Origin of the sequence: Streptomyces hokutonensis, assembly GCF_042751305.1 — a bacterium.
GTDB classification, from domain to species: domain Bacteria; phylum Actinomycetota; class Actinomycetes; order Streptomycetales; family Streptomycetaceae; genus Streptomyces; species Streptomyces hokutonensis_A.
Window position 1 is genome coordinate 128,944 of sequence record NZ_JBHYWD010000017.1, and the last position, 10,706, is coordinate 139,649.

The following is a 10,706-nucleotide window of genomic DNA, read 5'->3' on the forward strand; positions in this document are numbered from 1 at the left end:
AAGGGACGGAGTGAAGTGAGCCTTGCCGACAGCGGGACTCAGCCGGGTGCCCCCACCAGGGGACGCCCGCGCAGCGAGGCCGTCGAACGCGCCATCACGGAGGGCGTGATGAAGCTCCTGGAGGAAGGCGTGCCCCTGGCCGAACTCTCCATCGAGCGCATCGCCCGCACCGCCGGTGTCGGCAAGGCCACCATCTACCGCCGCTGGCCGGGCAAGGAGGAGCTCTTCGTCGACGTCGTCCGCGAGGCGGAGCCGGACGACCCCGAACTGCCCGGCACCTCCCTGCGCGACGACCTCGTCGCCATGATGGAACAGCTGCGCCAGCGCGGCCTGATGACCCGCTCCTCGGCCCTGCTGCACAACGTGTACGCGCAGATGAAGAGCACCCCGAAGGTGTGGGCCGCCTACCACGCGACCGTCGTGGAGCCCCGCCGCCGCAAGCAGGTGGACATCCTGCGCCGGGGCCAGGAGAACGGCGAACTCCGCACCGACCTCGACGCCGAGCTGATGAACGACATGCTGGTCGGCCCGATGCTCCTGCGCACCGTCATGCGCGCCGACGCCGACCTCCCCGAGGGCCTGTCCGAACTCCTCGTGGACACCGTGCTGGTGGCCCTGCGCCCCGCCAGGCCCTAGCGGATCCGTATGTGCGGGTCTCGTCACAAGCGCGCCCTGATGGCCGGTATCCGGAACTCACGGCGGCGACTTGTTCGTCCTCGTCCCCGTACGGCCGTCATGTGACGGCGGATCGGAACCGATCATCCCCTAGGGTCGTAGGCGCGGGGACGATGGTGTGCACGGCAGGTAGTGAGGCGAAGGTATGGCACAGCAGGCGTATGTGGCGGAGACGGACGACGGCGGCTCGGGGGACCAGCCGCACGGAAACCGACTTCGGCGCCTGCGGAACAGACTGTTCGACGGCTGGCGGGGCGACCGGAGGATCTGGCGCCGGGGGCTGATCCTCGCCGCGCTGGCGCTCGTCCTCGCCCTCGTCATGCTGCTGCACTCCCGCATCCCGAACCGGATCGGCAACCTGGGCAGCCTCACGGAGACCTTCCTGCCCTGGTGCGGGATCGCGATCCCGCTGCTGCTGGTCCTCGGCCTGGTCCGCAAGTCGGCGACCGCGCTGATCGCCGTCGTACTCCCGGCGGTCGTCTGGCTGAACCTCTTCGGCGGGCTGCTGCTCAGCGACAAGACCGGCACCGGCGGCGACCTGACCGTGGCCACGCACAACGTCAACGCCGACAACCCCGACCCGGCCGGCACGGCCCGTGACGTGGCCGCGTCCGGCGCGGACGTCGTCGCCCTGGAGGAGCTGACGGCCTCGGCGGTCCCGACGTACGAGAAGGCGCTCGCGTCGACGTACAAGTACCACGCGGTCGAGGGCACGGTCGGCCTGTGGAGCAAGGACCCGATGACCGGCGTCCGGGCCGTGGACATAAAGCTGGGCTGGACCCGCGCGATGCGCGCCACCGTCACCACCCCCGAGGGACGGATCGCGGTCTACGTCGCCCACCTCCCCTCGGTGCGGGTGAAGCTCGAGGCCGGCTTCACCGCCCGGCAGCGCGACACGAGCGCGGACGCGCTCGGCGAGGCCATCGCCGCCGAGCCGCTGAAGCGGAAGATCCTCCTCGGCGACCTCAACGGCACGATGAACGACCGCTCGCTGAACGCCGTCACCTCCCAGATGCGCTCCACCCAGGGCGCGGCGGGCGACGGCTTCGGGTTCAGCTGGCCGGCCTCGTTCCCGATGGCGCGGATCGACCAGATCATGGTCCAGGGCGTGGAGCCGGTCACCTCGTGGACGCTCCCCAGGACCGGCAGCGACCATCTCCCGATCGCGGCCCGTGTGAACCTGGACACGAGCTCTTAACCTCGTGGAATAGAGGGCCTGGGAGTCTTTGTTCCGTAACTGAACTTAAGCTGCTCGGTACGGAACTCCGCTCTCCCTCGAAAGGCACAGGCACCTCCATGCCCCTGGCCCTGCTCGCCCTGGCCGTCGGCGCTTTTGGTATCGGCACCACCGAATTCGTGATCATGGGCCTGCTGCCCGAGGTCGCGGACGACCTGCACGTCTCGATCCCCACGGCGGGACACCTGGTCTCGGCGTACGCGCTGGGGGTCGTCATCGGCGCCCCGCTCCTCGCGGCGGTCACCGCCCGCATGTCCCGCCGCACGGTCCTGATCGCCCTGATGGTCCTCTTCGTGGCGGGCAACGCCCTGTCGGCCTTCGCCGCGAACTACGACTACCTCCTCGCCGCCCGCTTCCTGAGCGGCCTCCCGCACGGTGCCTTCTTCGGCGTAGGAGCCGTGGTCGCCACGACGATGGTCGCCCCCGAACGCAAGGCGCGCTCCGTCTCGCTGATGTTCCTGGGCCTCACGGTCGCCAACATCGTGGGCGTACCCGCGGCCACGCTGATGGGCCAACACCTGGGCTGGCGAGCCACGTTCCTCGCGGTGAGCCTGATCGGCGTAGCGGCCATAGCGTCACTGGCCCTGCTGATACCGCACGACCACGCACACGCACCGGCGGTGGGCCTGCGCCGCGAGATGGCGGCTCTGCGCTCCCTCCCCGTCTGGCTGGCCCTCGGCACGACGGTGGCGGGCTTCGGCGCGCTCTTCTCGGCCTACAGCTACATCACCCCGATGCTCACGGACGCGGCAGGCTTCGCCGACGGCAGCGTGACGCTGCTGCTGGCCCTGTTCGGCGTGGGCGCCACGGCAGGCAACCTGGTGGGCGGCCGCCTGGCGGACCACTCCCTGCGGGGCACGCTGTTCGGCGGCTTGGTGTCCCTGGGCGCGGTCCTGGCCCTGTTCCCGCTCCTGATGACGACGGAGTGGAGCGCGGCACTCGCGGTCGTCCTGCTGGGCGTCGCGGCGTTCGTGACGGGCTCCCCACTCCAGCTGATGGTGATGGAGAAGGCGGCAGCGGGCCCCTCATTGGCCTCCTCCGCGAACCAGGCGGCCTTCAACCTGGCCAACGCGGGCGGCGCTTGGATCGGCGGCCTGGCCCTGGCGGCAGGCTTCGGCGCTACGTCACCTGCGGTGGCCGGTGCGGTGTTGGCGGTGCTGGGGTTGGGAGTCGCGGCTACGGCGGCGACGGTGGACCGGCGCCGGGCAGTACCGGGGCGCGAACGCCTGGTCGCAGCCCACGTACCGGAGCAGGCACCGGCGCTGCACCCCTGACATTCGCCCACCCAGTACCCGTTCACGGTCGGTTTGAGGGACTAGTCGAACCGCGCCAGATCCCGCAGCCAAGCCGCAGCCGACCCATCAGACGGCGCCCGCCAGTCCCCCCGCGGCGACAGCGAACCCCCCGCCGAAACCTTCGGCCCGTTCGGCATCGCCGACCGCTTGAACTGCGCGAACCCGAAGAAGCGGCGGCAGAAGACCTCCAACCACCGCCGGATCTCCGGCAGTTCGTACGCCACGCGCTTCTCCTCCGGGAAGCCGGGCGGCCAGGCCCCCGCCTCCGCCGCGTGCCACGCGTGCCACGCAAGGAACGCGATCTTCGACGGCCGGAACCCGTACCGCAGCACATGGAACAGCGTGAAGTCGTGCAGCGCGTACGGGCCGATCTTCGACTCCGTGGACTGCATCTCCTCGCCGGGTACCAGCTCCGGGCTGATCTCCGTGTCGAGGATCGCGGTGAGGATCTTGCCGGTCTCCTCGTCGAACTGGTCGCTGCTCACCACCCAGCGGATCAGGTGCTGGATCAGGGTCTTCGGCACGCCGGAGTTGACGTTGTAGTGGCTCATCTGGTCGCCGACGCCGTACGTGGACCAGCCGAGGGCCAGCTCCGAGAGGTCACCGGTGCCGAGCACGATGCCGTTGCGCTGGTTGGCGAGGCGGAACAGGTAGTCCGTGCGCAGGCCCGCCTGGACGTTCTCGAAGGTGATGTCGTAGACCGGCTCGCCGGAGGCGAAGGGGTGGCCCATCTCCTTCAGCATCAGGCGGGCGGTCGGCGTGATGTCGAGTTCCGCCGCCGTGACGCCGATCGCCCGCATCAGGGCGTGCGCGTTGTCCTTCGTGTGGTCGCTGGTTGCGAAGCCGGGCAGCGTCCAGGCCAGGATGTCGCTGCGCGGACGGCCCGCGCGGTCCATGGCGCGGGCGGCGACGATCAGCGCGTGCGTCGAGTCCAGGCCGCCCGACACCCCGATGACGACCTTCGGGCCGCCGATCGCCGCGAGCCGCTGCTGGAGGCCCTCCACCTGGATGTTGTACGCCTCGTAGCAGTCCTGCGCGAGGCGGTCCGCGTCGGCCGGCACGAACGGGAAGCGTTCGAGGCGGCGCCGGAGTCCCAAGTCGGTGAGCGGCGGCGCGAGTTCGAAGCCGACGGTTCTGAAGTCCGACGTCCGCGCGCGGTGCGTACGGCGGTTGTCGTCGAACGTCCCCATCCGCTGCCGCTCCTGCCGCAGCAGGTCGAGGTCGATGTCGGCCACCGCGTACTCGTCGCCGAGCGGGAAGCGGTCGGTCTCCGCCAGCAGTGCGCCGTTCTCGTAGATCATCGCCTGGCCGTCCCAGGACAGGTCCGTCGTCGACTCGCCGAGGCCGGCCGCCGCGTAGACGTACGCGGCGAGACAGCGCGCGGACGCCGAGCGGCAGAGCAGTTTGCGGTCCTCGGCGCGGCCGACCGTGATGGGGCTGCCGGAGAGGTTGACGAGGACCGTGGCGCCCGCCAGGGCGGCCTCGGCGCTGGGCGGCACCGGCACCCACATGTCCTCGCAGATCTCCGCGTGGAGTACGAGGGACGGGACGTCCTGGGCCGCGAACAACAGGTCCACGCCGAACGGGACTTCCTCCCCGCCGACGCGGATCGAACCGCCGCGCTCGTCGGCGCCGTCGGCGATCTGGCGGCGCTCGTAGAACTCGCGGTAGTTCGGCGGGTACGACTTCGGTACGACGCCCAGGATCCGGCCCCGGTGCACGAGCACCGCGCAGTTGTAGATCCGGTTGCGGTGCCGCAGCGGGGCGCCGACGACCAGCACCGGCAGCAGGTCCGCGGACCCCGTCACCACCTCCCGCAGCGCCTCCTCGACCTGGTCGAGCAGTACGTCCTGGAGGAGCAGGTCCTCGATGGAGTAGCCGCACAGGCCCATCTCCGCGAAGACGGCGACGGCGACGCCCTCCTCGTCGCAGCGGCGGGCGTGGCGCAGGACAGCTTCGGCGTTGGCGTGCGGGTCCGCGATCACGGTGTGGCCCGTGCAGGCGGCGACGCGGGCGAAGCCGTGCTGATAGATCGACCAGAAGTTCAGTGGAGGCACGGGTCCACTGTAATCGTCAGTGAGACGCGATGGGGTGGCGCGGGGTGTCGAATACCCCACGCCACCCCATCAACAGGTGACTCGCCTACCGCCTACCGGGTCAGTGGTGACCCTTGGGGGAGGCGTACGACTCGACGTAGCCGTTCGCGGGCGTGCCCACGCCGGTCACGTCGTCGTAGCCCTTGACCGCGGACAGCGAGCTGTCCTTGCCGAGGCTGCGGACCGAGGTCAGCAGGCCGTTGGTGGCGTCGAAGCCGTTGGCGAAGTCCACGCGGGCGACCGCGAGGTCCGTGCCGGTCGGCTTGTCGGTCACGTCGTGGTAGACCTTCGTGCCGTACTTGGCGTAGATCGACGGGTTGGCGAAACCGATCGCCTTGCCGCCGCGCGCCTGCTGGGCCAGGGCCTGGACCGCCGCGATCACCGGGGAGGCGAGCGAGGTGCCGCCGATCCGGTACTCGCTGTACGACTCCGAACCGTCCGCCTGGGTCTGCGTCTGGCCGACCTTGAAGCCGGTGTTCGGGTCGGCGATCGCCGAGATGTCCGGGACGACGCGGTTGCCGGTGGCGCTGTTGGCCTTGGCGAGCGCGTCCGGGACGACACCCTTCTGGTAGAAGGGCTCGTTCACGGTCTTGCTGGTGCCGCCGCCCGCGCCCGAGGTGAAGGCGCCGGGGAAGTTGGTCCAGCTCTTGCCGTCGGCCGACAGCAGGGCCTTCTCGGTGCCCCAGCCGGTCTCCCACAGGTACTTGTCGCCCTTGCCCACGGCGAGGGAGGTACCGCCGACCGCCGTCACCCACGCCGAGTTGGCCGGGGTGTCGACCTGCTTGACGCCGGGCTGCGTCGGCGTGGTGGTGTTGGCCACCTCGTCGCCGTTGTCACCCGAGGAGAAGTAGAAGCCGATGCCCTCCACCGCGCCCAGCTGGAACACCTGGTCGTAGGCGGCCGCGAGGTCCGGGGTCTGGTTGGCCTCGATGTCGCCCCACGAGTTGGAGACGATGTCGGCCAGGTGGTTGTCGACGACCTTGCTCAGCGCGTCGAGCAGGTCGTCGTCCACGCAGGAGGCGGCGCCCACGTACGTGACGTTCGCGTCCGGAGCCACCGCGTGCACGGCCTCGACGTCGAGGGTCTCCTCGCCGTACCAGCCCGAGGCGTCGCACTCGTCGGCGCCGGTGTACCGGTAGTCGCTGGGCAGAACCTGCTTCAGCTGACTGGTCTTCCAGGTGGCGTCGCCGTGCTTCTTCGCGTAGGTGCCCGCGTCGAAGGCGATGGTCGGCGAGGCGAAGGCGTCGGTGATGGCGACGCGCACGCCCTTGCCCGTGTACTTGCCGGCGCCGTAGGCGGCCCGCAGCTGCTTGCCCGTGTAGCCCTTGATCGCGTACGGGATCTTCTGGCCGTACGCCGAGGGCAGGGTGGTCGCGGTGTTGGAGCCGTAGTACGAGGAGAACGGTCCCGAGTTCTTGAACACCGCGGTCGGACCCGGCAGCGTGTCGTCGTGGGTCGCCTTGTGCGGGGCGTTGTCGAGACCGGTGACGGTCAGGACGGCTCCGTTGAGGCTGTCCGGCGCGGAGGCCGTCTTCGACGGGGCGCGGTAGGTCTTCGAGCCCTTCGAGTAGTTGTGCAGCGAGGTGCTGAACGCCTTCTCGACCGCCGCCACGTCACCGGAGACGGTGACGTAGTGCTGCGTGGTGCCGGTGATCTTCAGCCCGGCGGACTTCAGCCAGGACTTGACGGCGCTCACCTGGGCCGTCGTGGCGCCGAAGCGCTGCTGCACCTGAGTGGCGCTCAGGTACTTGCCGTACAGAGCCGAGCTCGGGTCCGAGACGGCCTTCGCGTACGCCGCGAGACCGGAGGCGTTCCGGCCGGCGAGGTAGACCCGGGCGGAGACCTTGGAGCTGTCCGGAGTGGCTCCCTTGTCCGCCTTGGCCGTCGCCCACGCGGGCTTGGTGCCCGCGAGAGCGTCCCGGCCCGGGGTGTCCGCGGCGTGCGCCGCGGGTATACCGAGCGCCAGAGCGCCGGCGATCATGGGCAGTGTCGCTGCCATGCTCACTCCGGCGCGCATGGTGGCGCGATTGGATCTCATAAAACCCCCTGCTATGCGGTTCCACGCATGGAGTGGTTGGTCGTCGTCGATCCGTACGGAACCTGCGGCGGGAGGGTCCGCGGATGGATCACACGTGGGGCCACTCTTTCGATGAACCGTTCATGCCAGGGGAACGTGAAAGTCAAGAGAAACCCAAGGAACCGTCAGCCAGGGCGAATTGGGGGCTTTTTTCCTTACGGGCGTGTAACGAACGACTGTGGATGCTTTACGAACGCGCTTCCGCGCCACGCTCCTTGAGCATGTCGGCCATCAGCTGAATCTCCGACTGCTGCGCGTCGACCATCCCCTGCGCCAGCCGTTTCTCCACCCCCACCGTGCACTTCTCCACACACCCCTCGGCCATGTGGATCCCGCCCTTGTGATGGTCCGTCATGAGCTGCAGGAAGAACACCTCGGCGGGCTTGCCGCTCAGTGAACTCAGCTTCTTCAGCTCGGTGTTGGTCGCCATCCCCGGCATCAGCGCGCCGTCCTTCCCGGACGCCATGTCACCCATGCCCATCCAGGTCATCGGCGGGTCGGCCGACACCTTCGGCAGGTTCCACAGGTCCAACCAGCCCAGCAGCATGCCCCGTTGGTTGGCCTGCGTCTGCGCGATGTCGTATGCGAGCCGCCGCACTTCCACGTTCTTCGTGCGATCCCGCACGATGTACGACATCTCGACGGCCTGCTGGTGGTGCACCGCCATGTCCCGCGCGAACCCGGCGTCCGCCGAATCGGCCGCAGGAGTAGGGGAGTTGGTGGACCCACTGCCGTCCTCGGCGACCGCGTACGTGATCGCGCCGGCCGCGACCAGCGCCACCGCCGCGGCCCCCGCGATCAGTCCCACCTGCCTCACTGCGACAGCCCGCCCGTGCAGGCCGCACCCGGCTCCGGCGTCTGCTTGCCCTGCACGAACTCGGCGAAGAACTTGTTCACGTCCGGGTCGCTCGCGCTCTTCACGGTGCGCTGGTGCCCCCACGCCGACAGCATGATCGGGTCCTTCTGGCTGTCGTACGGGCTCATCAGCGAGTACGGCGTCGACTTCACCTTCGCCGCGAGCGCCTTGACGTCGGCGGCCGAGGCCTTCTTGTTGTACGTCACCCAGACCGCGCCGTGCTCCAGCGCGTGCACCGCGTTCTCGTCCTTGACGGCCTTGGTGTAGACGTCGCCGTTGCAGTTCAGCCAGACCGGGTTGTGGTTGCCGCCGACCGGCGGGTGCATCGGGTAGTTCACCGTGCCGGTGACGTGGGTGCGGCCCAGCGTCCCCTTCCACGTGTTCACGCCGTCCGAGCCCGCGACGAAGTGCCCGGAACCGCTGTTCTTCGAGTCGCTCGCGGAACTGTCCTTCTTGCCGGACTGCGCGTGCACGACGGCGACCCCGCCGATGACGAGACCGGCGACGACCACCGTGCTCGCCGCGATCTTCACGATCCGGCCGCGCCGCTCGCGGGCCTGCTCGGCGCGCCGCATCTCCTCGATGCGGGCCTTGCGCGCCGCGGTGCCGGTGTTCTTGGCGGAACCCATGAGATGTGTGTCCTTTTGGGGGAAGGGACGGGAAGGTCGGGACCCGCTGATCGTAGTGGGGGAGGAAAGGGTTCTCGTAGGGCGCCCACAGCAAAGACCGCGGAAGAGTGCGAAGTGCCCCGGGCCAGGCATTACGAATGTCAGTCCGAGCAGGCAAGATGGTCAGCAGATGGGCATCACATGAGCATCAGCGCGGGACACCTGCCGTTCGTGAGCCGTTCAGCCCGAGGACGGCCGGTCGATCAAGGTCGGCAACGCGCACGAAATGGTGTTGTGGTGGGATGCTCAGGTGCCCGACCGCCTCCTGCGGTACGAGGACAGGCGGCCTGACCAGCAAGGATGGGGAAGCGGAAGATGGACAAGCAGCAGGAGTTCGTGCTCCGGACGTTGGAGGAGCGCGACATCCGGTTCGTACGGCTGTGGTTCACGGACGTGCTGGGCTTCCTCAAGTCCGTCGCCGTGGCCCCCGCCGAGCTGGAACAGGCCTTCGACGAGGGCATCGGCTTCGACGGCTCCGCGATCGAGGGCTTCGCCCGCGTGTACGAGTCCGACATGATCGCCAAGCCCGACCCCTCCACCTTCCAGGTCCTGCCCTGGCGCGCCGAGGCCCCCGGCACGGCCCGCATGTTCTGCGACATCCTCATGCCGGACGGCTCCCCGTCCTTCGCGGACCCGCGGTACGTGCTGAAGCGCGCCCTCGCCAGGACCTCCGACCTGGGCTTCACCTTCTACACCCACCCCGAGATCGAGTTCTTCCTCCTGAAGGACCGCCCCCTCGACGGCTCCCGCCCCACCCCCGCCGACAACTCCGGCTACTTCGACCACACCCCGCAGAACGTGGGCATGGACTTCCGCCGCCAGGCGATCACCATGCTGGAGTCGATGGGCATCTCGGTCGAGTTCTCCCACCACGAGGGAGCACCGGGCCAGCAGGAAATCGACCTACGCTACGCCGACGCCCTCTCCACGGCGGACAACATCATGACCTTCCGCCTGGTCATGAAGCAGGTGGCGCTGGAGCAGGGCGTGCAGGCGACGTTCATGCCGAAGCCGTTCTCGGAACACCCGGGCTCGGGCATGCACACGCACCTCTCCCTCTTCGAGGGCGACCGGAACGCGTTCTACGAGTCCGGCTCGGAGTACCAGCTCTCGAAGGTCGGCCGCTCCTTCATCGCGGGCCTGCTGAAGCACGCGGCGGAGATCTCCGCGGTCACCAACCAGTGGGTCAACTCCTACAAGCGCATCTGGGGCGGCTCCGAGCGCACGGCCGGCGCCGGCGGCGAGGCCCCCTCGTACATCTGCTGGGGCCACAACAACCGCAGCGCCCTGGTCCGCGTCCCCATGTACAAGCCCGGCAAGACGGGCTCGGCACGGGTCGAGGTCCGCTCCCTGGACTCGGGCGCGAACCCGTACCTGGCCTACGCGCTGCTCTTGGCCGCCGGCTTGAAGGGCATCGAAGAGGGCTACGAACTCCCGCCGGGCGCCGAGGACGACGTCTGGGCCCTCTCCGACGCGGAACGCCGCGCGATGGGCATCGAGCCCCTCCCGCAGAACCTCGGTGAGGCCCTCACCCTGATGGAACGCAGCGACCTCGTCGCCGAGGCCCTCGGCGAACACGTCTTCGACTTCTTCCTGCGCAACAAGCGCCAGGAGTGGGAGGAGTACCGCTCCGAGGTCACGGCGTTCGAGCTGCGGAAGAACTTGCCGGTGCTGTAAGGCACGCGTTCAGCCGAGTGGGGGGGGCGGGGGGGGGCCGCGGGCCCCCGCCCGCATGAAAAAGGTGTTTGCTAGAAGAGGGCGAGAAAAGCACCCCGCTGCACCCCCCCACACCGCGCGGCTGT

The 10,706-nt window shown here is 69.3% G+C and carries 7 protein-coding genes and 1 pseudogene; 4 read left to right on the forward strand and 4 right to left on the reverse strand.

The features are described from left to right. Positions 1-15 precede the first annotated feature (15 nt). From ACFXC1_RS35775 to ACFXC1_RS35785, 3 genes and pseudogenes are all read left to right on the forward strand, one after another. Positions 16-636 carry a TetR/AcrR family transcriptional regulator gene (locus ACFXC1_RS35775; RefSeq protein ID WP_381250893.1) on the forward strand — a complete coding sequence of 207 codons (621 nt, stop codon included), beginning with the start codon at positions 16-18 and terminating at the stop codon, positions 634-636. Positions 637-921: 285 nt separating this feature from the next. Next, positions 922-1,873 (forward strand): annotated as a pseudogene (locus tag ACFXC1_RS35780) (endonuclease/exonuclease/phosphatase family protein). 98 nt (positions 1,874-1,971) lie between these two features. Further along, positions 1,972-3,186, forward strand: a complete 1,215-nt coding sequence (locus ACFXC1_RS35785) for an MFS transporter (RefSeq protein WP_381250895.1) — start codon at positions 1,972-1,974, stop codon at positions 3,184-3,186. Positions 3,187-3,227: 41 nt separating this feature from the next. Here the strand turns inward: ACFXC1_RS35785 and ACFXC1_RS35790 are convergent, their stop codons facing one another. The 4 genes from ACFXC1_RS35790 to ACFXC1_RS35805 all read right to left on the reverse strand — a co-directional run bounded on the left by ACFXC1_RS35790 (position 3,228) and on the right by ACFXC1_RS35805 (position 8,865). Then, positions 3,228-5,264 (reverse strand): NAD(+) synthase, encoded by a 2,037-nt coding sequence (locus ACFXC1_RS35790; protein ID WP_381250897.1) that lies wholly within the window; start codon positions 5,262-5,264, stop codon positions 3,228-3,230. Positions 5,265-5,364: 100 nt separating this feature from the next. After that, entirely contained in the window at positions 5,365-7,302 is a 1,938-nt protein-coding gene (locus tag ACFXC1_RS35795) for a S53 family peptidase (RefSeq protein WP_381250899.1), read from the reverse strand. A gap of 265 nt (positions 7,303-7,567) precedes the next feature. Beyond that, complete coding sequence (locus tag ACFXC1_RS35800; RefSeq protein ID WP_381250901.1) at positions 7,568-8,188, reverse strand: DUF305 domain-containing protein; 621 nt, start codon at positions 8,186-8,188, stop codon at positions 7,568-7,570. Positions 8,189-8,193: 5 nt separating this feature from the next. Next, complete coding sequence (locus ACFXC1_RS35805; protein WP_381250903.1) at positions 8,194-8,865, reverse strand: DUF3105 domain-containing protein; 672 nt, start codon at positions 8,863-8,865, stop codon at positions 8,194-8,196. A gap of 354 nt (positions 8,866-9,219) precedes the next feature. Here ACFXC1_RS35805 and glnA point away from each other — a divergent pair, with 354 nt between their 5' ends. Beyond that, the gene (gene glnA / locus ACFXC1_RS35810) at positions 9,220-10,581 is read left to right on the forward strand and encodes a type I glutamate--ammonia ligase (RefSeq protein ID WP_381250905.1); all 1,362 of its coding nucleotides are present in this window, start codon (positions 9,220-9,222) and stop codon (positions 10,579-10,581) included. Positions 10,582-10,706: the final 125 nt, after the last annotated feature.

Coding starts and splice junctions, on each gene's coding strand:
- glnA (WP_381250905.1), top strand. CDS start 9,220: ATGGACAAGCAGCAGGAGTTCGTGCTCCGGACGTTGGAGGAGCGCGAC.
- ACFXC1_RS35805 (WP_381250903.1), bottom strand. CDS start 8,865: ATGGGTTCCGCCAAGAACACCGGCACCGCGGCGCGCAAGGCCCGCATC.
- ACFXC1_RS35795 (WP_381250899.1), bottom strand. CDS start 7,302: ATGGCAGCGACACTGCCCATGATCGCCGGCGCTCTGGCGCTCGGTATA.
- ACFXC1_RS35785 (WP_381250895.1), top strand. CDS start 1,972: ATGCCCCTGGCCCTGCTCGCCCTGGCCGTCGGCGCTTTTGGTATCGGC.